The organism is Vibrio aestuarianus, assembly GCF_012395185.1.
GTDB lineage: Bacteria > Pseudomonadota > Gammaproteobacteria > Enterobacterales > Vibrionaceae > Vibrio > Vibrio aestuarianus.
Genome location: NZ_JAAZTU010000023.1, coordinates 32,038 through 55,742, shown reverse-complemented (window position 1 = coordinate 55,742; position 23,705 = coordinate 32,038). Strand labels below are relative to the sequence as shown.

The window sequence follows — 23,705 nt, the reverse complement described above, 5'->3', positions numbered from 1 at the left end:
CGATAACGTAAAAACTAACTAATCTTGTTCTTGAGAGTACTTTTCAACATGCAGATTAAGGAAGTGCATACCTGCTGAGCTCAAAATGTAATGCTTATCACCACATTGATAGAGAAAGTTTCTGTCTGCGAGGTAGTTTAAGGCCTTATCCCATGTCTCTATTCCGAGAGCTTGACGAATATCATCATAAATCGTTTGTTCGGCGATTTCTTCTAGTGCCGTGCGCCCTAGCCCAATGACTGGCGTCATTAAATCGTCTAGGTCAAAACCTTTGTCTACCCAATAGCGGGCAATAATCAACAACATTGCCTGTATCTTAGTAGCATTTGTGTCTGCATCTTCTTCAGCTTCACTGCGGCTAATATAGAAAAACTCGCCCTCGACATTGAAGTTAAGCGTGTAACCTATATGAAGGTAGAGATCGGTAAAGTGATCTAAATTATTGTAAAGCTCGGTATAGAGTGGGCTCTCTAGAAAACTCTGCTGATAAAGGTCATAAACCTGCTTGGTGATCACCTTACCATTAACGAAGGTGGCGTATATCTGCTGGCTTTTCGCCATGTTGATTTGAGAAAAGGGGCTCATTACTGAATTACTCGCTCTGTTCGAATTTTGCGGTATAAATAAATATTGTCGCCTTGGGCGAGACGCTGACGAAAGTTAGTCATTTTGAGTGTATGTCCATCAAGCATTGCCTCACTTCGCAATATGAAGTTCAGACCTTCCAATAGGTCAACAAAGTGATAGTCAGAGAAATAATCTTTAAGGCGACGATGAAGTGAGAGTGTGAGATCCTGATACTCTGCCATTTTCATATCTTTAACTAACTCAAAGATCTGCTCTGCACGTGCAAGCCTTTGTTCAGTAGAATCATCTTTTACGCTGACTAAATCCACATAACGGCTCTGCTCTAGCAAACTCCTATCCACAACTCGCGCTTCAATATCACTGACTACGTTGTTTAAGTAGGCTTCTGAACTACTGATACGCAGCACTTTGGGCCTAGCTTGCTGCATTAAACCCATAAAGGTTCCGTTATCACGAGCAAATTGCCCATCAATCTGGCTGCGCTTGAGGTTTTGTTTTGTGGCATCTAATGCATTCACTAACTCATTAAACGCGCCTTCAATTGCATTAAACTGTTGAAGGCGTTTTTTGGAGCGAGCCAAAAACTGATCCACCGATTGAGAAACTTTGCTTATCTGTTTATGGAAGCTGTTAAAACTCACCTCATACCTTAGCATCGCATTAGCCCGCAGATGGTCTTGATGGAGGTCGAACTGACTGCGTAAGCTTTGCAGACATTCAAACAAGTTCGGGCCATCTTTCAAACGGCTTTTTTCATCCAAAAACTGCCTAGTTGGCAATATGTGGCGAGAAAGCAGTAAAGATATTTTTTCTATCGACTCTTGCTGAAGAGCAGAAAACACTTGTGGATTATGAGACTTCGCGGCAAGTTCACTCGCATCGCTGAGCTCTTGGTTGATGGTCTGCATTTTGACCAAGTTCAAGCGGATGCTGTTAAGCAGCTCACTCAATTGATGAAATAACTCGTCAATTAACTCCTTGAAATCTAGGTCACTATCGCTATACAACATCGAACCCGATTGGAGCTTTTCTAGGAGTAACCGTATGCCTCCGAGCTGGATCTTAAGTGCAACATCGGTAAGGTCTTGAAATAGACTGCGATCAAACAGACGGAATACCCCTATCACCGCACGATCAAAGATCAAGCGACTCTCGCCCCCGAACTCATCTTTATCCACCAAAATATGGGAAGCTAATAAGTTGTCGGTAGAAAAGGCTGTACGTAATTGTTTCTGCTTCTCTTTGCTTTGCCCCTTTATGTAACGGTGCAATCTAGAGATAAAGGAGGCTTCTCTCACATAAGGCTCACCGCTCTCATCCATTGTACGGATCACATCTCTCATGATGGTGTGATGTTCAAGCATTATGGCAAATGTAGGGATGGTTAGAAGTCGTTGATCACTCATATGCCTCTCCAAACATATCAAGCTGCTCTCTATCCAACGCACTTCCTTTTGTCACAAAACTTTCTGGCATACCAGTAAATGCAATGGTTCTTGCTTTGCTATAAGGTGTTGCTGTTCGCATGGCATCTAATCGAAAATGCTGCCCAAATTTGAAGATGATCTCACTGGATGCAGAATTAGTCGATGCGCTTAATACTCTAAATCCTGCTTGTTTCATATTGGGCAACAGCCAGTCAAATTGGGAGCTATCAACCGAAGCACCTTCGTCAATAACCAATGGAAACTGAGTAGAACAAGCGCTGTTTCTCAATCTACCAAGTAAAATTTCTACCAGTTTGATATTGATAAGCATAATGGTCGAAGTAGATTGTGATTTACTCTCCCAACCTTCTTGTCCCTGCTTTTTCACTCGGTATGAAATTCCAGATACTATCTGCTCCATCGTTAACAATGCGGCTGTGCCTTCTGGGAAGAACTTTTTACTAAAGGCCTTGAGACGTTCAATAAATTGTTCGGAGGCTTTTTGATCAGAATGAGTATCAAAAAACTCAATTTCATTCACCAAATCATCAAATCGAGCTTCCACTTTGATTTTGGCTTCTACTTGCGACAAATCATTAATCACTACCCCCTCAAACGCTCGATTAATACTTTGCTCAAATTGGCGAACCATTTCTCGATTGTTTTTTAGCTCATTGATAATGGCATGAACAGAGTGCTTATGTTCAATAAAGTGTTTACGCAGAATATCAAACTCCTCATCTAGGCCTTGATAGCGCGTTTGAAGCTGGTGAAATGCATGTTCTAGAAGTTCATCATCTAGGTGAGACAGCATCAACTTATCGTCATTTTCTAGCACTTGCTCTCTAACGAAATCTTGGAGCCTCTCTGTAATATCTGTCTTTGCTTGACGCTTACTGTTTAGACTCTCAATTCGCTTGTGCAGTGTTTCTTCCGACAAGTCCACTGTTTGGTCAGGTAAGACTGAAAAATCGCTTACTGGCAGATGATGCGCCTGAAGTTCCGCTTTGACCCTAACGTTGTATCTGGTTAATTTTTCTAGCTGTTCTTTTTTCTCGGTTAGTTTGTCAGTTTGCGCTCCAAACGAATGCTTCTCTTGTAACAACAGAGCATTTTGTGCATCAAACTGTTTTTTTAGCGAGTCACGAGCTTGCTCAGCTTCCGCGAGTTCTTTATTAATATCTGTAAGCTGATGAGTGTCATTGGTGTACGCAAGCAACAAACTGATTTCGTTTTGTGTACGTTTAATTTCAGCTTCAAGTGCAGATATATCTTTAACTCGCTCAAAACGGGACTGACTATCCATCGCGTTCAAGTCCAACATTCGCTTGCGTTTACGCCCTAGTGTCTCTTGTACCTTAGATAGGCGGATTTGATCTGATTCTCGATTGTCCACTTTGATAGGCTCAAGCTCTACCCCCCAAAGTGTATAATGCTGTTCTTTCTCCTCTAATAAATCCGTAAAAGATTCGATTGCCTGTTGTTCAGACAAAGTTAAAGGTCGTGTAGGGTTAGACTCCGCCACCTCAAGGTTCACAGCGGCTAATTTCATCCAGACACTCTCTGGTAACTGATTAAACAGCTTGTATTCCTGAGCGTTGACTGAAGTCAGATAGCGAGCTTCCATCTCTTCAAGTTTTCCGACTTCTTGCTTAAGAGCTTCCAATTCAGCTTGTCGCTTCTCCGCATCTTGCTTTAATGCTAATGCTTGTTCTTTGTCAGCTAAGTGCTCACGATGACCAGAGACAATTGATTCGATAGTCTCGCTTTCATCGTATTGATTAACAATTAAAATCGTTTTTTGTACGGCATCATCAAGCTTTTTCTGCCTACGAGACAGTACGTTAATTTCACCTTGTAACGTCTTTTGTTTATCAAGAGTGTCATCACACGCTTTCTTAGCCAAGTCTACCTTTCCTTTCTGTAACGTTAGCTGTATCTCTTCTTGCTTAAGAATTTGGTTTTCTTGATTAATTCGGCTACCTAGCATCATCGCGTACTGCATCAACGCATCTTCAGCATCTTTATTACTCACTAATTGTTGATGACTAAGAGCAAGCTTATCGAACTCAGGTCTTAGGCTTTCAATCTTTTTGAGTATTAGCTCTCGGCGTGACAACATGTCGTTATGATTAATAAAGGCATCAATATCGAAATTAAGCTCGTCTTTTCGCTCCTTTTTTCTGGATTCAATGATGTTGGCGACCGCTAAACGAACCGTGTCCGAACCGGTCTTCATATCGAATAACAAACGAACGAGTGCGCGAAAGGCATCGACATCTGCATCTTTAGTTGAACTCAGAGGGAACAAGCAAAAACGCATCGCATCAATATCGAGTAGTTGATTAGCGTAAATCACTTCTTTAATCGCAGATGAACGCACCAATGACTTAAAATGCTTGTCCTCACGCTTGAGAAAAGCCTGTACTTTGCTAAGCGTTAGATCATCTACTCGACCACCAATACCATCGTCTCCGGCATTGTCATCCCAAAAAAGGTGGCGTATTTGCTCATATCTTAGCGAGGTAAACATGCGGCGATAATCGAGTTTTTCTGAACTACCGCGATAAAGTATCTGACAGTGAGGTATAGGTCCGCCTAAATAGTTATCGCACTCTAAAATTAAAAAGCTGGTGCTGCTCGGAAAGTAGTGTTCAAAACACTCATCATTGGAGTAAAAGTTGCCTTCTTTATCTGAAAAGCCGAACTTGTTTTTTGAGTCTTTGAAGTTTTCTTCTGGTAATAAAAATAATCGGATCGCATTGAGGATCGACGTTTTACCAATATTCCCGCCACCAATTAAGATTCCTCCCTCTCTAAGGTCAATCTCTGCGATGGCCACCCCCGCCGAATCAATAGCAATTAAACGTGAAATACTAATAAGCAAATTGTCTATGGCATTCTTTAGCATAAATTAATCCTGTTTAAGCACAGGAAGGAAGGCTTCCTGCTCCATAAAATGACGAGTTTGGTTCATTAAATCGGCCTCAGTACTGAGATCTAGCTCTCTGGCAAGCTTAATTGCTTTAGCTAGATGGTTACTATTCTTAGGCTTTAACTTGAAGCTATCTCTGAAATCTTCCCAATTAGTGGGAGCTAACCACTTACACTGCGGCAGCGCATTTTTTAGTGACTTAAATGTAGTAAGCCCGCCAAGCTCAACATCTTGAGCACAATAAATATCTTCATAACTTGATAGAAACGAAATATTTAGGTGATGACATATTTGATTCCCAGAACCAAAAATAACATCACTCTCTTCTACCAACCTGGAGTGACCAAGAGCCTCTATAAACTCCTGGTATCTATAAAAATTTTCAATATTCTCAATCAGGACAGCTCGCTTGCCTACGAGCTTACCCCCAGCTCTGAACCCATTAACATCACATACAACGACGAAGGGAATTTGAGAGTCATTGACACGATTTAACACCAATAGATGAGAAAAATTCGTCTGAAAGTCATGAGATCGACCTAACTTAGAGGCACTCACTCGACTACTCGGTTTCTCCACATACAATTTTTTGTGAGCTTCAGTATCATCAATGGTTAACAGGTAGCCATCGCGTACTCGAACATAACTGTAAATCTTTCTCCATACGCCATCATCAGAAGATGGTAGACATCGCCGAAAATGTTCGAGATTAATTGGTTGACCTTGTTCTATCTTTCTTAAGTAACTATTTAGTTTCATTTGCTCGAACCCAAGTGATATCGAGAGTAGCGGGGAAATTATACCAAGCTCGCATAGACAGAAATGCGATCCCAGTAGATTAGAGCCAGTTGATCTCGGTTAATGATTGACTGAATTTATCGCTAAAAATAATATGACGCTATTGGCGACAGGTAAACACTGATTACATTAATTAGATGGTACGCCCCACACCTAAACTACACTCAGCATAATCGCTGCACTTCAGTCATGTCAGCTATCAAAACAATCGGTATCGATCTTGGTAAATCTACCTTTCACTTGGTTGGTCACGACCATTCTGGTCAAGAGCTTTATCGACATAAGTTCTCAAGGGCTAAATTAATTCAATTTATCTCTGCACATGAACCTGTAACTATAGTGATGGAAGCTTGTTGTGGTGCAAACTGGCTAGCTAGACGTTGCCAAGAATTTGGCCACAACGTTAAGCCTTATGTTAAAAGTCACAAAGATGACTTCATTGACGCCGACGCCATAACCGAAGCAGCGACAAGACCTAAAATGAGGTTTGTAACACCTAAATCTGAGCAAGCGCAGTTAGGAAGCGTAATTCGTCGAATTCGGACTTGCTATATAAGGGAAAGGACGGCTGTGATGAACCGAATTTCTTCAATTCTTGTTGAATTTGGTTTTAGCTTCCCTCGTGGTCATGCAAATATGAAACGGCTTTTTCAGTGGCTTGCTGACACTGGGCAGTCACTTCCTCCACTACTTGTTTTTGAGCTACGAGAACAACTCGATCATTACAACGAACTCAATGATAAGATTAAAAAACAAGATAAGAAGATTGAAACTCTTAATCATGAGAATGAACTGTTTACTTTGCTGCAATCTATTCCTGGAGTAGGTCCAATGACTGCTGCTTGTTGTCTGTCTGCCGTGTCAGATCCCAAAGATTTTTCCAACGGTCGTAATTTTGCTGCCTGGATAGGAGTAGTTCCATTTCAATATTCGACAGGGGGTAAGCCGAGGCTTCTTGGAATATCGAAACGAGGTAACAAAGAACTTCGCGAACTGTTTGTTCACGCAGCAAGATCAGTGCTGTGGCGAGATGCTACCGCGGAGAAATATTTTGGTACGTGGTTATTAGACTTGAAGCGTCGAAAACCTTTCAATGTAGCTTTAGTAGCATTGGCAAATAAGCTAGCCAAAATCGCTTGGTCAGTTATGGCAACTCATAAAACTTTCGAGATCAGAACATAAATCAAGTTTGCATATGAAAATGAAAGATGACAAAACGGTTAGACCACCAGATTGAAAACCTGATGTCCAGAACAGCAACCAATATGCTTTCACATTTTTGAGGACAATCTGGCGCGGATCTCATCGTGGAGCTGGGGCTAAAGATAAAGTCTCAATTAGACTCCGAATACATTAGCGCAAACCAGCTCCCGTTATTTTGAATTTTTACTTGCAAAACGGGGCGTACCATACATTGGACATTTATCAGTCGGAGTTAAACCCTTATACAAAACCGGTAGCATAACATTTATTTAAACGTAACGCTGGCTCTCCCCATTGTTAGATTGCATAAATATTCAAAAAAGCAAGATTCACATAGTATCCTCGTCATTACTCATACCAACCGTCAGCTATCACTTCAGCTTACTCAAGTACAAGCGTGATTGTCGATGAACAAAGTTATGTCAATCATCATCGCCAAATTCACCTACTGAGGACTAGTTTTCAATCAAAGAGCAGTAAAACACCACCTTATTTACAGAAAGGTTGGTGAGCTTAATAAACTGTACTGCATTTCCTTCGCTCACTAGATTCGCTCTTCAATGTTAAGATCGGAAGCAAGATTGACACCTCGGTGTCGAGATTGACGATGTCTTAAGGATTTCAGAGAATGGCGAGACGTGAGGAACCATTATTCAATACCCTGAATACGAAAAACACTTTGGTTGGGATTGAGTTAAAGATGAATGCATTGAGACAAACGAAGAGTCTAATTACCTATCTTAGAGAGACACTGCGTTACACCATGAATTAAAGCACTTGTTTCGGCCCTCTGCAGAAATTAGCTAGAGTAAAATGTTTACTTGTCGGAGTATTTCCCTATGACCACCACAACCCAAAGACGTGAAGAGATCCTTCACTACATTCAAAATCACCAAAAAGGCGAAGTTAACCATTTTTCTGAACTTTATAATGTTTCAGAGGTTACGATTCGCAATGATCTCAATTATCTTGAGAAACAAGGCTGTGTAAAAAGATGTTATGGGGGTGCGCTGCTAAATAATCAGTTTGCTTTTGAGCGTCCATTGAATGATAAGAAGCAGCTCAACAGTAATATCAAAGCTAAGCTCGGGAAATACGCTGCATCTCTTATTGCTGATGGCGATAAAGTCATTCTTGACTCAGGCTCGACGACCGAGCAGATTGCTTACCATCTTGACGCTAAGCATGACCTTGTTGTCATGACCAACGGTATCAATATCGCCTATCACCTTGCCAATAAAACTAATGTCACTGTTATGGTGACTGGTGGCACGATGCGTAAAAATTCCTACTCAGTTCATGGTGTCGGTGGAGAAGACTTAGTCACTGGCTATCGGTTCAATAAGGTGTTCTTGGGGGTTGATGGGTTTGATAAATCGGCAGGAATTACGACACCTCATCAAGGTGAGGCTGATATTAACCGGAAAATGTTAGAGGCTGCTCAAACCGTCATTGCGGTAACAGATTCGTCGAAGTTTGACCGTCAAAGCTTTTGTCTGATTGCTCGTCCAGAACAACTGAACATATTAATCACTGATAGCGGTATCCATCAAAGCTATGTCGACCACCTTACAGCATTGGGTGTTGATGTTCGAATCGTCGCATAATCTCACTCCTTAGTATTCCTTTATAAATCTATTTTAGTGCTTATAACGTGATTTTTTGAACCAGCCAAGCTCCGGTTGATTTAGCTGTTATTACGCTATAAAAATTCACTGATGCTCCAGTTTGTGATCTCAAACAGGTTGTATTTCGAAACCTAATCAATTGTGGCGGATTCATTCATTCTTTCAGTTTTAAAATAGTAAAAGTCAGCTTTTATGGTACTTACAAAGTACAAATTTAGACAAAAAGTGAAAGGCTAACCTTTCACTTTTTGTCAAGTGAAAGGTTTTTTGAGTCCAAACCGAAAGAAAACTGACTGTGATCCAGCTTTCACTTTTCCTCAACCCGTCCTGCTTTAATACCAATCAAAAGGAAATCGAAACATTTCATGCAGAAAATGAAATGTAACGAAAGAGGAATTGGTAGATGACCAGTGCAGAACGAAGACAGCAAATATTGGCATATATATGCAGCCATGGTTCAGGGAAAGTGGACGAGTTTGCAGAACAGTACAATGTTTCTGCGGTAACGATTCGCCATGACCTGAACTTGCTCGAGAAAGAAGGCTGTGTGTTCCGTTGTTATGGTGGCGCTACTCTCAATCCAAACTTTGCATTTGATCAGCCTCTTTATCGCAAAGATCAACTCAATCGCAGTGCCAAGCAGTCCATCGCGCAAGCCGCAGCCGAGCTCATCAATGATGGTGAGGTGGTGATCTTAGACTCAGGTACCACTATCGGTCTCATGCCTCAGTATTTAACTAACAAGCAGCAGCTCGTTGTTATGACCAATGCACTCAATACCGCTTATCAACTTAGCAAGCTAGAGAATATCGACCTCCATGTGGTTGGTGGCAGCCTGCGCCGCGCATCATGTTCACTAACGGGAAATCATGGGGAACAGCAAATTCGCTCTTACCTTTTTGACAAACTGTTTCTTGGCGTGGATGGATTCGATCTGCAAGCCGGTGTGACGACTCCTGATACTCAAGAAGCGCAAGTCAACCGAGCCATGTGTGAAGTTGCTCGCCAAGTCATCGCGGTTACTGACTCAAGTAAATTTGGTCGAAAAAGCTTTTGCATGATCCGTGCAGCTCACCAAATCGATGTGTTGGTAACTGATAGCAATATTCCCCATGCAACACATCGCGCCCTTCTTGAAATGGGTGTTGACGTGATTATTGCCGACCAAACCGTTAACTAGGAATAAAAATGAAAGCGTTACTTTCTCTAATCGAACAGCATAAGCAAGGTCAAGCAACGGGCATTTACTCTGTTTGCTCGGCGCATCCGCTAGTTCTTGAGGCTGCGATTAAGCAAGCTGCACAGGATCAACAGCTGGTGTTGATAGAAGCTACCTCAAATCAGGTCAATCAGTTTGGTGGCTATACGGGAATGACACCGCAGGATTTTTCAAACCATGTTCTCGCGTTAGCTGAGCGTCTCGATTTCCCTATTGAGAAAGTGGTGCTGGGTGGTGATCACCTTGGTCCAAATTGTTGGCAAAACTTGTCTGCAAGCCAAGCGATGGAATATTCAGCGCAAATGATCCATGACTACGTTTGTGCTGGTTTTAAGAAGATTCATCTCGACTGTTCTATGCCATGTGCTGACGATTCATTGCCTCTGAGTGAAGAGGTGATGGCATCGCGAGCCGCACAACTATGTTTGGTTGCGGAAAAGGCTTGGAAAAGCGTAGGTGGTGAAGCCCCTCTATATGTTGTCGGAACGGAAGTACCTACTCCGGGCGGCGCTCTTGAATCGTTGCAGGATGAGTGTATTGAAGTGACTAAGCCAGAACAGGCGTTAGCAACACTAGATGCTCACCATCAGGCATTCAGTGATGTAGGGCTTGGTTATGTATGGCCACGTGTGATTGGTTTGGTTGTTCAGCCAGGTGTTGAGTTTGACCACCATATGGTACACCACTATCAGAGTGATGAGGCTCAGTTGCTGAGCAAGATGATAGACACTCAGCCACACCTTGTTTTTGAAGCTCACTCTACCGATTACCAGAACCCACCGGCATACCACCAACTTGTGCGCGACCATTTCGCCATTTTAAAGGTTGGTCCTGCTTTGACATTTGCTCTACGTGAGGCCTTCTATGGTCTTGAACGAGCAGAAAAAGAGTGGCTTGGAACCCATCATTCTTCGCACCTACGCGACACCATCGAACAGGTAATGCACGAGCAACCAAATTACTGGCGTTCACACTACTCAAGCAAAGGGCATCAACAATACCTTGATTGCAGTTATAGCTTAAGTGATCGCATTCGTTACTACTGGACTCATCCAGAAGTGAAAGCGGCGCAGCAGGCTTTGTTTGACAACCTAACTGTCCATCCTTTGCCAGTGACAATCCTTAGCCAATATCTGCCAAATCAGGCTAAGGCCATTTCTCAAAATCAAATTCAAAATCAGCCCGCAGAGATTGTTATGCACAAGATTATGGAAGTGACGCAAGTCTATTCCGAAGCCTGTTATGCAAACATCGTGGCTAGCAAGGAGACTATAAAATGAGTTCATTTCTAGGCTATGAAGTTCCATGGTTAGAGCAACACAATGGTGTTCACACTGCTCAGGAAATTAGCCATCAACCTCGTTTATGGCGTGCACTGTCTGCAATATTAGAGCAGCAGTATGAAGCAGTGAGTGCATTTCTTACTCCACTGTTGCAACGCTCTGATTTGAGAATAATTTTGACAGGAGCAGGGACCTCTGCCTTTGTTGGTGATGCGGCAGCCCCATTTATTCAGCAAGGACTGGGCTTCCAAGTGGTGTCGATTCCAACCACCGATTTGGTTTCAAATCCCCAGCAGTATCTTGACCCATCGCGCCCGACTTTGTTGGTTTCTTATGCTCGCTCTGGCAACAGTCCTGAAAGTGTTGCAGCGGTAGCACTGGTCGATCAGTTGGTTACTGACTGTCATCACCTGTTTTTAACCTGTAATGGAGAAGGTGAACTTTCTCGCTATGCCCAAACGGCTGACAATGCTTACTGCATGCTGATGCCTGAGGGTTCAAACGATAAAAGCTTCGCTATGACTTCAAGTTTTACTTGCATGCTTATGGCAACGCTAACGTTATTAGGCGATCAGTCCCCAAGCCAGTGGAACGAACAAATTGAAGCGACAGCCACATTGTGTGAGCACAAGCTACATCAGTGGCAACCCGCCATTAAAGCGCTTGCTGATCTTCCTTATGAGCGTTTGATCGTTCTGGGCAGTGGTGGTTTTGCTGGATTAGCCCGAGAAGCTTCACTGAAATCACTAGAGCTAAGTGCGGGTAAAGTAATGACGACATTCGATTCCTCACTTGGTTTTCGCCATGGTCCAAAATTTACGATTAACGAAAAAGCAATCGTTATCCAACTGCTGTCCAGTCAGGCGTATACGCGCCAATACGACATGGATCTGTTCAACGAAATTCGTCGCGATAAACAGGCGCTTAGCCACGTTGCAATCTCAGAAATTGCTCTTAACGAAGAAGATGTCTTTGAACTTGGGCGACTAGGCTTGGGCGATCAGTGGCTCTGCTTCCCATTTATTCTCTTCTGCCAGATGTTGGCATGTGAAAAATCACTTCAGCTTGGCTTAGGGCCCGATAACCCTTGCCCAACTGGAGAAGTAAACCGTGTGGTGCAAGGCGTCACCATCTACCCATTCAATCAGTAAAGATTTCTATAAGGACATTAGACCATGCCAAATATCGTTTTAAGTCGTATTGATGAGCGCCTTGTTCACGGCCAAGTGGGAGTGCAGTGGGTAGGTTTTGCCGATGCCAACATCATTGTTGTCGTGAATGACGAGGTTGCTGAAGACAGTATTCAACAAAACCTGATGGAAATGGTGTTAGCCGATGGGATCGCTATCCGTTTCTGGTCAGTGCAGAAGACGATCGACACCATCCATAAAGCGTCTGATCGTCAACGAATTCTTCTTGTATGCCGCACACCAAAAGACTTCCGCCAATTGGTCGAAGGTGGCGTACCCATTAGCAATATCAACGTAGGGAACATGCACTACGTAGAAGGGAAAAAACAAATTGCCAAAACGGTTTCAGTCGGAACTGAAGACGTGGCGGAATTTGAAAAACTAAAAGCACTAGGAGTGAAATGCACCATGCAAGGTGTACCCACTGAAAGTGCCACAGACCTCTTTACTCTTATCTAATAATAAGGACACCAACCATGGAAATAGGACTCTTACAGGCGTTGATGCTCGGCATCTTAGCCTTCTTTGCTGGCCTAGATTTATTCAACGGTCTCACTCACTTCCATCGCCCTGTAGTACTTGGGCCGCTTGTTGGTCTAATTTTAGGCGACTTGCAAACTGGTATCTTAGTCGGTGGTACGCTAGAACTGATTTGGATGGGTCTTGCACCGCTTGCAGGCGCTCAGCCACCAAACGTCATCATCGGTACCATCGTCGGTACGGCTTTCGCTATCACCACAAAAGTTGAACCTAATGTCGCGGTTGGTGTCGCGGTACCTTTTGCGGTCGCTGTGCAAATGGGTATCACTCTACTCTTCTCGGCAATGTCAGCGGTCATGTCTAAGTGTGATGAGTACGCGCAAGATGCAGATATCAATGGTATTGAACGCGTTAACTACATGGCATTAGCTGTACTGGGTACTTTCTACTTCTTATGCGCATTCTTACCAGTCTACCTTGGAGCTGAACACGCAGGAAAGATGGTTGAAATCCTACCGAAAGATCTTATCGACGGCTTAGGTGTCGCGGGTGGCATCATGCCTGCCATCGGTTTTGCTGTTCTGATGAAGATCATGATGAAAAATGCCTACATCCCGTACTTCATTCTTGGTTTTGTAGCCGCAGCTTGGATAGAACTTCCAATATTAGCTATTGCTGCTGCTGCAACGGCTATGGCAATCATCGACTTTATGCGCAAAACCGAACCAACACCTGTAACTGCACCAGCTGAGGACTTTGAAGATGGAATCTAATGTAAGCAACGAACTCGACCTCCGTAGCCAAAACGCTGATGTGCAACCCGCTCCAGGCGTGGCTCAAGATGAATATGAAAACAAGGAAATTGGCGCAGAGCTAACCAAAGCGGACATTAACCGCATGGCATGGCGCTCACTACTGCTCCAAGCATCTTTCAACTACGAACGTATGCAGGCTTCGGGCTGGCTGTATGGCTTACTCCCTGCACTGAAAAAGATTCACACCAATAAAGCGGACCTATCTAAGGCAATGCAAGGTCACATGGGCTTCTTCAATACCCACCCATTCTTGGTGACATTCGTTATGGGTATCGTACTGGCGATGGAACGTTCAAAACAGAACATCAACAGTATCCAAAGTACCAAGATTGCGGTTGGTGCACCCATGGGTGGTATCGGTGATGCGATGTTCTGGCTAACCCTTCTTCCTATCTGTGGTGGTATCGGTGCTGACCTTGCGCTGCAAGGCTCGATCATGGGCGCAGTGTTCTTCATCGTACTGTTTAACGTGGTGCACTTTGGTCTTCGTTTTGGCTTGGCACATTATGCGTACCGAATGGGGGTCGCCGCCATTCCAGTTATTAAAGCAAACACCAAAAAGGTAGGGCATGCCGCATCAATGGTCGGGATGACGGTTATCGGTGCTTTAGTTGCAACATACGTTCGTTTGTCTACAACTGCAGAAATCACAGCGGGTGATGCCGTGGTTAAGTTGCAGGGCGACGTTATCGACAAGTTGATGCCAGCATTCTTACCACTGGTTTACACCTTGACCATGTACGCATTAGTTAAGCGCGGCTGGAGCCCTCTGAAGTTAATCGGTTTGACTGTGTTACTCGGAGTTGCTGGACGCTTTATGGGCTTCTTGTAAGGCATTGTTAACACAAGATAAACGGGGCTGAGCGTTCAGCCCCACTAAGGAACATAAAAATGATTGCAGTAATTTTATCTGGTCACGGTGGCTTCGCTTCAGGTTTAGCAAAAGCGGTGTTTCAAGTTATTGGAGAGCAACCTCAGTTCAAGTTTATCGACTTTCCAGAAGAGGCCACTACACCACAACTTGAACAAGCAATGCGTGAGGCGATTGAAGAGGTCGATTCTGGCGAAGGTATTGTTTTTCTGACTGATTTATTAGGTGGTACGCCTTTTCGTACCGCATCACTTCTAAGTCAAGAGCGAGATGACATTGAAGTTGTTACAGGCACCAATATGCAGATGGCAGCGGAAATGTTACTTGAACGAGATGAACTCAGTCTGGTCGAGTTTCGCAAGCAAGCTGTTGAATGTGGGTATAGAGGAATCACTTCATTGGCTGCGGAAATGGAACAAAGAGCGCTAATCGCGGATACGGTAGAAGAAGATGGAATCTGAACAACACACTAATGTGAAGCGGAGCTATCGTGCTCAGCGGATATTACATGGTGATAACTGGCTTAACGATGCCTTAATTACCGTTAATGTTGACGGAGTTATTGATGTTATTGAGCAATTCGAACCTCAGCAGCATGTAGATTTTATAGATTTGGGCGCCGTGAGTTTGCTTCCTGGCATGATTGACAGTCATGTCCACGGGGCACAGGGCTGCGACGTCATGGATGCCAACCATGATAGTCTAAATACTATGTCACGTTACTTTGCAAGTCTTGGCGTTACAGCCTTTGTTGCTACAACCGTGACAGCGCCAGTGGCAAAGATTCGATGTGCGCTAAAACAAGTTGCGAAAAGTAAGCGGCAGGGCGTTGACGGTGCTGAGCTTCTTGGGGCGTATTTAGAAGGGCCATATTTTACAGAGAAAAATCGTGGCGCACACCCTACAGCATGGTTTCGAGATTTATCAGTTGAAGAGCTTGATGACTGGATTTCTTATAGCGATAACCAGTTACTTAAGGTCGCTCTGGCTCCCGAAAAGACGGGGGCTTTGAAGGCTATCCGCCACCTCAATGAACAAGGCGTGCGAGTGATGCTTGGACACACTGATGCCAGTTACGATCAAGCTCAGAAGGCTCTCGATGCAGGGGCATGTGGCATCGTCCATTGCTACAACGGTATGCGTGGTTTGCATCACCGCGATCCGGGCGTGGTTGGTGCCGGACTTCTTAATCCTAACAGTTATGTAGAGATGATCGCCGACGGCCATCATGTTCACCCTGCGGCTATCGACGTCGCTCACCGTTGCTGTGGCACTCGCATGACATTAATTACCGATGCGATGTGTGCAGCGGGCATGCCAGATGGTGAGTACACCCTCGGCGAATACCAAGTGCAAATGCGAGATGGGGTCGTCACAACAGATTCTGGCAGTCTAGCTGGTAGCACACTGACCTTGTTAACGGCAGTACAAAACATTCAGCGCTGGCTCAACATTCCACTTGAGCAAGCGTGGCTGATGGCGTCTTTGACCCCAGCTGAATCATTAGGCTTACAACATCAATTAGGCACTTTAGAAATGGGTAAACGCGCTTCTATGGTGGCAATTCAATCAGATTTCTCAATTACAAAAACTTGGGTTAACGGACGTCTTGTATTCGAAACTAAACCCGTACCAAGTCAGGAGGCTTTATGTATCTAATATCTTCTCGTGAAATGCTAAAACGTGCTCAACTCGGTGGCTATGCAGTTCCTGCATTCAATATTCATAACTTAGAAACGGTACAGGTTATCGTCGAGACAGCATCAGAGATGGGCTCTCCCGTGATCCTTGCTGGCACACCTGGCACTTACGATTATGCAGGTACCGATTATCTAATTAGTATCTGTAAAGAAGCTGCGCATAAACACTCAATCCCACTCGTTTTGCACCTTGATCACCATGAAGATCTGCAGGATATCCGCACTAAGGTGGATCACGGCATTCGCTCTGTGATGATCGATGGCTCTCATCATGCCTTCGACCAAAACATAGAAATCGTACGTTCCGTAGTTCAATACTGCAACCGCTTTGACGCGAGTGTTGAAGCTGAGCTGGGTCGTTTGGGGGGACAAGAAGATGACCTGATCGTCGATAGTGCCGATGCGCTAATGACAGATCCTGCATCGGCAGCAGAGTTTGTGCGTCGTACTGGGATTGACTCATTAGCAGTGGCAATTGGGACAGCCCACGGCCTGTACAAAGCAGAACCAAAACTTGATTTTGACCGTCTGGACAAGATCCATTCAGTGGTTGACATTCCGCTTGTTTTACATGGTGCTTCAGGTGTGCCTGATGAGATGGTTCGCCGCTGTATTGGCTTAGGTGTGTGCAAAGTCAACGTTGCAACTGAACTGAAAATCGCCTTCTCAAATGCTGTTAAGCAGCATTTTGCTGAGCATCCGGATGCGAATGATCCGCGGAAATATATTACTCCAGGTAAAGCAGCGATGAAACAAGTCGTGATGGATAAGATTCATATGTGTGGCAGTGAAGGGAAACTTTAACTTTTATGTAATTTGGTAAACTCCCCCTATAACGTGTTTACCTGGGTGCTAGGATTTCTAGCACCCTTTTATTCTTTGGTGTCAGCCAGAGTCCAAGAAAGCATAAACATTATCCCCTTCGTAATAAACTTCAAGGAAACAGTTTGTTAGAAATAACTACTACACGTTATCACCTATCACACTCCTATCGCATCCACCTTCAGTTATATGTTATCTAGAAAAACGCAAATAACAGGCAATAGCGGCTTGTAGGTATAAATCTAAACCCTACAAGCCGTATTGTTACATCAATCGATATCGCTTCTAGCTGCTTCAACTGCTAACGAATCCGCTATTTCATTCCCTCTAACACCAGAATACGCTTTGACTTTAAGTACCTCAACACACTTTCTAGAACGTAATTCATCGACTTGCTTCCAGAGTTGACGATGCTCAACCGGTTTCTTATCCGCTCGACGCCAACCTCGGTCTTTCCAATCGTCCATCCAGATGTTGAAACCTTTCACACAATAATCTCTGTCCAAATAGATAACATCCCCATCTTCTGCGTATTCCAATGCTTCAATTAAGGCCAGTAGTTCTAGCCCAGTATTGTCGGTTTTTCGATTGATGGTAAAGCTCTCTTCATGAACAATCTCGTTGTCTTCATCCATGACCACCAGCCCAATGCCACCTCGTGTACATCCGTGTTGGTTGTTTGGTGCAGCGCCGTCTACGTAAATTGAATAGCTCATTTTTTATCTCTCTAATTGCAAAAAGGGCGCATGACTTTGCTTAGCCAGCGCCCCGTTGATGATGTGATTTGATGTTTGTGCTACTGAAAGGATTCTTGGTTGTCTCGCATGCTCAGACGAGATTCCATCCACTCCTGCACCTCACTCTCAACCCAAGCAACAGCACGCCCACCAAGCTGAACTTGTTCTGGAAACTGCTTTTCTTCAATCGAACGGTACATACTGGAACGAGACAGTCCCGTCATGGCTAGAACTTCGCTTAAACGGATCAAACGAATCGCGGTATTAGGCATAGATACCTCTCTGTGTAAGTTAATATCACAGATATGACATATGCCTGATTTTATTTAGATTCGATGGATATCTAAGCCTTGATTAAATGTAAGTACCCAGCACCAGCAACACTATAGCTTCCGTAGCTCGATTTTTCGATATGCTCACTCCACCAGCTCATTAACCTACGTCGTGAATCTAAATAATCTGTACGGTTGTATGCTTTACGTATTTGATTCTTATCAGTATGAGCAAGCGCTGCCTCAATGACATCAGGCTCAAAACCCTGTTCATTAAGAGTGGTGCTAGCCAAAGCACGAAGACCATGCGCAGTAGTTCTATCTTTGAATCCCATTCGGCTCAACGCTTTATTGGCCGTTTCTGAATCGGTAGGTACCTTCGGATTGCGACTGGATGGGAAAACAAACTCTCTATGACCACTGATAGGCTTAATCGCTTCAAGAATAGCCATTGTTTGGTCTGTTAGAGGCACTAGGTGCTCGCGGTTCATCTTCATTCGTTCTTTCGGGATGATCCATAGTCGATTTGCTATGTCGATTTCATCCCAACGAGCACCAGAGGCTTCATTAGGTCGCACCATCGTGTGAAGCTGCCATTCAATTAAAAATCGCGTCACGTGCTGTATATTCGCTGTAGCAACGGTGCGTATAAGCTCATGCATTTCATGCGGCTGTAACGCTTTCATGTGCACTACTTTGTGCTTCTTGAATACGTCACGGATACCAGATAGTGGATTAGAATGAATCACACCGCTGTTTACAGCATAGTTCATGATCTCGTTCATCAGTTGGGCGGTACGTTTTACGGTTTCTAGTAAGCCTTGTGTTTCAACGGGACGCAACGCCGCTATCGCAATAGGCGCCGTAATTTTGCTAACGGGTATCGTACCTAGCTTGGGAAAAGCATAGAGCTCCAGTTTGCGCCAGTTGCCATTGAGAGTCTTCTCTTTTATCTGCCCTTCTTTCGTAGCCTTCCACTGCTCAGCGACAAACTTGAACGTCGCATTTTGCTCAACAATAACTTTGGCTTTTTGCTCTTCTTTGGCCAACTGGGGATCAATACCATCCGCAAGCATCTTTCGAGCCTCTAGCGCTTTCTCTCGCGCTTCTGCCAATGACATATCTGGATAAGTACCAAAGGAAAGATAAGTGATTTTGTCCTGACCAGGTCGTTTATAACGAAACTGCCAAGAACGTGAATTGCTTGTACGCACACAGAAGTAGAGATTGCCGCCATCAGATAAGCGATAGAGCTTATCTTTGGGCTTTGCCGTTTGGATTTGCCTAGCCGTGAGATTATTCGCCATTTTGATCCCTCAAGTAATACCTGAACAAAGCTCAATTTTCGAAAAATCTAGGTATTACTTTTGGTCGATAACTGCTTAAATTACATCAAGTTAAAGATCGAACTGATAGGGGAAATGACAACAAAGTAATACCTGATTTAGTGCTCAAAAGTAATACTAGCATCAAGTAGGAATACTGGGTATTACTTTAGGTATTACTCTAGACAAGCGCTTTCACGACACTTTATGGAACGCTAAGAAACCATAACTCATTGATTTTATAATCTTTAGATAAGAAAAAAGACGTCCTGAGACGTCTTTAAACTTGAATTTGGCGGTGAGCAAGAGATTCGAACTCTCGATACGTTGCCGTATACACACTTTCCAGGCGTGCTCCTTAAGCCACTCGGACAACTCACCGTATTTGATTGTGTCAACTGCATCAGTCAACGAGGCGCTAATTTAATGATTATGGAGAGGCAGGTCAAGCCAAAATCTTAAAAAAGTCCACACCATCAGCGCGTTTGGTTACTTATTAGCTTATTAGTTGAAATCAACGACAATAGCTGCGTGCTAAATATGCAGTTACATACTTTGGTAATAGCCTGGCACACGAAACCATCGGCGGCACATATCCAAGAAATAACCATATAACACGCCCATTCCACATGAAACGATAGCGTTACTTGAAACAGCCGTAATAATTTGTTCTGTTGATGCCCCAACAACCAAAAGAATGGCCGCATAAACAGGTGATTGGAACAAAACGAATGCAATTAAATCTGAAATGCTCTTCATTAGGTTTGAATTCGACCACTTCCGCCCTAAACGTAAAACGAAATCTCGAAACACGCCATAAGGCCATGCGATAGCAATGTTGACAGGAATCGATAATGTTCGAGATGCTAACGATTGTTCAAAAGTCATCCCAGAGATAAAAATCTCAATGATCATCCCAGAAACAAAGCAAAAAACGACCATTGCAAATGTGTCAGCAGCAGCATGACGAATACAAAATGGGCCACGAGCTTTCATTACCTTCCTCAACAACATATATATCTACAAAAATCACCCACAGGCAATACATAAAACTGGGTCATAGCAAAAGCCCAGCCGATAAGGCAATTAGAACATATAAATTGTAGATTTAATCTCCAATTTTAATTGAGTTAGGTAAATTTATAACCAGTTTTGAAATTAAAACTAGAATCTAACGCTAATTTTTAAATAAATGTTAAATTAAACAATATTTAAGTCACTTATTAGTAAGTTAATTACAAAAATCAGCAAGTAAAACGGTTAAGACATCCACTTGTTGTGTATTGGGTAGCTTATCGTTTTCTAAGCTAATTTGGATACTCTGCAAAGCATCATGCAATGGCGATGACTCAGCAACGCAAACGTGCGCGGCTAACTTTTTGACGGTGGTTAATGCCAACTCAATTTCTTGATTTTCAATCGCCATATGAAAAGTAACCAGTGACTCTTCTATCGAACCAGCAGCCATCTGCATTGAGGATTTTGGCTGAAATTGGTACAGCTTTTCAGCGTATTGATAAAGTGCGTCATCAAGTTCATTTTCATGAACTGGCTTAGCGATAATATAGTCTGCACCCGCTGCTAGCATTCGCTCTCGAGTTTCTTTAAATACATCAGCGGTACAACCAAAAATTAATACATTATGATTAATTTCTGATAGAGACCTAATACAAGAAATGGCTTCGATGCCATCCATTACTGGCATATGGTTATCCATTAAAACAAGATCGAATCGCTCTTCAGTGAGTGCCTGTACGCCCAGTTCACCATTTTCAACACAGCGGCAAATAAAACCCTTATTTTTCATAAAAGTCTCAATGATGATCGAATTCGTTCGATTATCTTCGACGATTAATGCTTTAAGGCCTTGATAATCAAGTTTACGATGAGTTTTAACTTCGGTTGGACCTGCAGAAGCCTCTTCGATAGCGAGCATGACATGAAAACTACTACCGATACCAACCTCACTTGCTACCGTTATATTACCGTTCATAAGCTCTGTTATCTGTTTGACAATTGCCAGCCCTAAACCTGTACCACCAAAGCGCCTTGTGGTTGACGATTCAGCTTGTTCAAAGGGCCGAAATATCTTTTCTTGCGCTTCTTTAGCAATACCAATCCCAGAGTCTCTAACACGAATAGATAAATAGAGTTGCTCATCGACCCACTCTTCTTTTAAGTAGACATCAATGAAACCACTTGATGTGAATTTAACGGCGTTGTTCAGTAAGTTAAATAAGATTTGTCTCAGTCTCGCTTTATCCGAGAAGTACCAGCGATCGCTCGCTACCTCGTTATGGATATTAAATTGAAGCCCTTTTTCATTACACAAGGTGTGATAGACACTTTTGATACTGCCAATCAATGAATCAAGTGGGAAACGACTATTATCGAGTTCTAAATGACCTTGCTCGATCTTTGAAAAATCAAGGATCTCATTCAATAAGGTCATCATATGCTCACCTGACTCATACAAACTATTCAAGTTCTGTCGTTGTTGAGCCGAAAGTTGAGTTTTCAATAATATTTGCGCTGTTCCGAGTACACCATTCATTGGGGTTCGAATTTCATGAGACAACGTCGCTAAAAATGCGCTTTTAGCTCGGGTTGATGCTTGAGCTTTCACCTTTTCCGCTTCAAGGTAGACCGTTTTCTGATTAAAAGTATCAACTAACTGCTGTATTTCATCATTACTGCGGTAAGGTATCTCGATAATGCCACCTTCTTTTGAGTCAGCAACCTTTTTCGCAATAACGACGATTGGTGTAATCAAGTATTTGTTTAACAAGTAATAACCAATCATTACACAGGCTAAAAGAAAGGGAATAATACGCGCTTCTACATTAGTGACCAACTCATAAACCTCATCATTCACTAAACGGTTAGCGTTTATCACGTCAACTTGCCAGTGAAAATCACCAAAATCAAAACGACTGATATATGCTCCATTGCGAATGTGGAAGTTATGTTCAGAGATGATGGATCCATCAGAATCACTGAGCGACATACCGAGGTCATACCGCTCAGCTTGAGCAGCAAGAAGCTTAGTCAAGCCATGTAACGAGATATCAACAGTAGCGACACCAGCGAACTCTCCGTTGACATAGTATGGCGAAGAAGCGGTGATCATTTGAATATGGGTATAAGAATCAACGTAAACTTGTGACCACGCCACACTTCCTAATGGCTGCCCTTTTACCTCGGTATACCATGTCTCTTTATCGTACCCGCTCACTGCTGGATTATTCCAAGAGAGTAACTTGTCGACTTGACCATCAGATGCTCGGTTATAAAACAGGCTACTATATTGTTGAGCGGGATCGACACTATAAGGTTTTGGCCATAGCCCGCCACTCACAACGATATTATCGAGTATCGAGAACAGTGAATGTAGCAGACGGTCTTGCTCTGCTTGGCCGTTTGCAGACTGTCCAATGCTGACGACACTTTGCAGTATGCCTATTGAATTATTTAGTGGTTCTCTAATTTGTGCAGACAATATTTCAGCACGTAAATCTAAATTTTGTTTGAGTTCAGCACGCAGAGGAGATTCGACAACCCAGTAGGTAATCGTTCCGATGGTTGCAATAAAAAAGCAAAGATAAAACGCCAATGCGGTGATGCTTTTCTTTCTAAGTGAGCTACGTACTTTCATAAGCCTTTGAACTTTTTCTTTTGTACAAATTATAGTGAAGAATCCTGCCAAGCAAGATATTGATTGTATGAAACAAGTCTTTACCGCAATAACTTTTGTTAAATTGGCATACAACGACTATTTAGAGTTAAGATACTGCTAATTATCTAACAACTCATGGACTTTGTTTTGACCTTACAAACACTCCTATCGCAACCTGAATTAGAAGATAAGCTATTAAACGAAGCGAAAACACGTGGTTTTGTGACAGCAATGGCTTCTGCTCCTAATATTCTACCTCCTGAAGAATGGTTACCCTTCTTGTGGGGAGGTGAAGAAGTTGCACCTTTTACAGATGGTGAACAGCTAGAAACGTATTTTCAGCTTGTTATTGATATATGGAACTTATATCGCCCTGCTTTATTGAACGCCAATTGGACATGGCCAGAAGGCTGTTCCTTAGATGAAGAAGAAATTGTTACGGATGACGTCCGTGATTTTTGTGAAGGCTTTTTACAAGGTTGGCAACTGGCACGAGACGACTGGGAAACCTTGATGCCTGAAGATAGCCAAGACAATGCACTACTTGGTGGCGTACTACTGTCTTTAAGCATGCTGTATGACCCAGAAACATCATTAGTAACGCTTGCTGAACAAGGCCTACAAGGGTTAGATCAATTTGAAGAAATCTACAATGCAATACCTGTAATGTTGTGCGGCTTAACCCAACGCGGTGTACAGTTAGCTGAAAACCAATAACGGTAGCTTTAATTAACTT

Annotated in this window: 21 protein-coding genes and 1 tRNA gene; 12 read left to right on the top strand and 10 right to left on the bottom strand. The window is 43.2% G+C overall.

Annotation, left to right across the window (positions count from 1 at the left end; all coding sequences use genetic code 11):
* Nucleotides 1–18 precede the first annotated feature (18 nt).
* Genes HGG78_RS12180 through HGG78_RS12165 form a run of 4 tightly spaced genes read right to left on the bottom strand, consistent with a single transcriptional unit; the run spans nt 19 to nt 5,709 of the window.
* On the bottom strand, nt 19–585 hold the full coding sequence (locus tag HGG78_RS12180) for a condensin complex protein MksE (protein ID WP_172533021.1): 567 nt from the start codon (nt 583–585) through the stop codon (nt 19–21).
* A complete protein-coding gene (locus tag HGG78_RS12175; RefSeq protein WP_172533020.1) occupies nt 585–1,994 on the bottom strand; it encodes a hypothetical protein in 1,410 nt (469 codons plus the stop codon). The genes HGG78_RS12180 and HGG78_RS12175 overlap by 1 nt, the downstream gene beginning before the upstream one ends.
* On the bottom strand, nt 1,987–4,926 hold the full coding sequence (locus HGG78_RS12170) for a coiled-coil domain-containing protein (RefSeq protein ID WP_172533019.1): 2,940 nt from the start codon (nt 4,924–4,926) through the stop codon (nt 1,987–1,989). The genes HGG78_RS12175 and HGG78_RS12170 overlap by 8 nt, the downstream gene beginning before the upstream one ends.
* Before the next feature lie 3 nt (nt 4,927–4,929).
* The gene (locus HGG78_RS12165) at nt 4,930–5,709 is read right to left on the bottom strand and encodes a hypothetical protein (RefSeq protein ID WP_172533018.1); all 780 of its coding nucleotides are present in this window, start codon (nt 5,707–5,709) and stop codon (nt 4,930–4,932) included.
* A gap of 228 nt (nt 5,710–5,937) precedes the next feature.
* Here HGG78_RS12165 and HGG78_RS12160 point away from each other — a divergent pair, with 228 nt between their 5' ends.
* The 11 genes from HGG78_RS12160 (at nt 5,938) to HGG78_RS12110 (ending at nt 16,941) form a co-directional block, all read left to right on the top strand.
* Nucleotides 5,938–6,930, top strand: a complete 993-nt coding sequence (locus HGG78_RS12160) for an IS110 family RNA-guided transposase (RefSeq protein WP_170901430.1) — start codon at nt 5,938–5,940, stop codon at nt 6,928–6,930.
* 860 nt (nt 6,931–7,790) lie between these two features.
* Nucleotides 7,791–8,558, top strand: coding sequence for a transcriptional repressor AgaR (gene agaR / locus HGG78_RS12155; RefSeq protein WP_172533017.1), 768 nt, complete (start codon nt 7,791–7,793; stop codon nt 8,556–8,558).
* Nucleotides 8,559–8,982: 424 nt separating this feature from the next.
* On the top strand, nt 8,983–9,759 hold the full coding sequence (agaR, locus tag HGG78_RS12150) for a transcriptional repressor AgaR (protein WP_170901426.1): 777 nt from the start codon (nt 8,983–8,985) through the stop codon (nt 9,757–9,759).
* Between the two features lie 8 nt (nt 9,760–9,767).
* Complete coding sequence (locus HGG78_RS12145) at nt 9,768–11,078, top strand: D-tagatose-bisphosphate aldolase, class II, non-catalytic subunit (protein WP_170901424.1); 1,311 nt, start codon at nt 9,768–9,770, stop codon at nt 11,076–11,078.
* Complete coding sequence (locus HGG78_RS12140; protein ID WP_172533016.1) at nt 11,075–12,232, top strand: SIS domain-containing protein; 1,158 nt, start codon at nt 11,075–11,077, stop codon at nt 12,230–12,232. Before HGG78_RS12145 ends, HGG78_RS12140 begins: the two co-directional genes overlap by 4 nt.
* Before the next feature lie 24 nt (nt 12,233–12,256).
* Nucleotides 12,257–12,730, top strand: coding sequence for a PTS N-acetylgalactosamine transporter subunit IIB (agaV, locus tag HGG78_RS12135; protein ID WP_170901422.1), 474 nt, complete (start codon nt 12,257–12,259; stop codon nt 12,728–12,730).
* A 17-nt stretch (nt 12,731–12,747) separates the two neighbouring features.
* A complete protein-coding gene (gene agaW / locus HGG78_RS12130; RefSeq protein ID WP_172533015.1) occupies nt 12,748–13,524 on the top strand; it encodes a PTS N-acetylgalactosamine transporter subunit IIC in 777 nt (258 codons plus the stop codon).
* Nucleotides 13,514–14,398, top strand: a complete 885-nt coding sequence (gene agaE, locus HGG78_RS12125) for a PTS N-acetylgalactosamine transporter subunit IID (RefSeq protein WP_172533014.1) — start codon at nt 13,514–13,516, stop codon at nt 14,396–14,398. Before agaW ends, agaE begins: the two co-directional genes overlap by 11 nt.
* 59 nt (nt 14,399–14,457) lie before the next feature.
* A complete protein-coding gene (gene agaF, locus HGG78_RS12120) occupies nt 14,458–14,898 on the top strand; it encodes a PTS galactosamine/N-acetylgalactosamine transporter subunit IIA (protein WP_172533013.1) in 441 nt (146 codons plus the stop codon).
* Nucleotides 14,888–16,096: an N-acetylglucosamine-6-phosphate deacetylase gene (gene nagA / locus HGG78_RS12115; protein ID WP_172533012.1), complete on the top strand. Its 1,209-nt coding sequence runs from the start codon at nt 14,888–14,890 to the stop codon at nt 16,094–16,096. The genes agaF and nagA overlap by 11 nt, the downstream gene beginning before the upstream one ends.
* Complete coding sequence (locus tag HGG78_RS12110; protein WP_172533011.1) at nt 16,087–16,941, top strand: tagatose bisphosphate family class II aldolase; 855 nt, start codon at nt 16,087–16,089, stop codon at nt 16,939–16,941. The genes nagA and HGG78_RS12110 overlap by 10 nt, the downstream gene beginning before the upstream one ends.
* A 287-nt stretch (nt 16,942–17,228) precedes the next feature.
* On the opposite strand, the gene HGG78_RS12105 is transcribed toward HGG78_RS12110, so the two are convergent.
* The 6 genes from HGG78_RS12105 to HGG78_RS12080 all read right to left on the bottom strand — a co-directional run bounded on the left by HGG78_RS12105 (nt 17,229) and on the right by HGG78_RS12080 (nt 22,948).
* A complete protein-coding gene (locus HGG78_RS12105; protein ID WP_172533010.1) occupies nt 17,229–17,675 on the bottom strand; it encodes an RNase H family protein in 447 nt (148 codons plus the stop codon).
* 80 nt (nt 17,676–17,755) lie between these two features.
* Nucleotides 17,756–17,968, bottom strand: a complete 213-nt coding sequence (locus tag HGG78_RS12100) for a helix-turn-helix transcriptional regulator (RefSeq protein ID WP_216835564.1) — start codon at nt 17,966–17,968, stop codon at nt 17,756–17,758.
* Nucleotides 17,969–18,039: 71 nt separating this feature from the next.
* Nucleotides 18,040–19,275 (bottom strand): tyrosine-type recombinase/integrase, encoded by a 1,236-nt coding sequence (locus tag HGG78_RS12095; RefSeq protein WP_013856583.1) that lies wholly within the window; start codon nt 19,273–19,275, stop codon nt 18,040–18,042.
* Nucleotides 19,276–19,586: 311 nt separating this feature from the next.
* A tRNA-Ser gene (locus tag HGG78_RS12090) sits at nt 19,587–19,674 on the bottom strand.
* A gap of 165 nt (nt 19,675–19,839) precedes the next feature.
* On the bottom strand, nt 19,840–20,289 hold the full coding sequence (locus HGG78_RS12085; RefSeq protein WP_168522506.1) for an L-alanine exporter AlaE: 450 nt from the start codon (nt 20,287–20,289) through the stop codon (nt 19,840–19,842).
* A 235-nt stretch (nt 20,290–20,524) separates the two neighbouring features.
* Entirely contained in the window at nt 20,525–22,948 is a 2,424-nt protein-coding gene (locus HGG78_RS12080) for a hybrid sensor histidine kinase/response regulator (RefSeq protein WP_172533009.1), read from the bottom strand.
* Nucleotides 22,949–23,104: 156 nt separating this feature from the next.
* Here HGG78_RS12080 and HGG78_RS12075 point away from each other — a divergent pair, with 156 nt between their 5' ends.
* Nucleotides 23,105–23,686, top strand: a complete 582-nt coding sequence (locus HGG78_RS12075) for a UPF0149 family protein (RefSeq protein ID WP_420895669.1) — start codon at nt 23,105–23,107, stop codon at nt 23,684–23,686.
* The last annotated feature ends 19 nt before the right edge of the window (nt 23,687–23,705 follow it).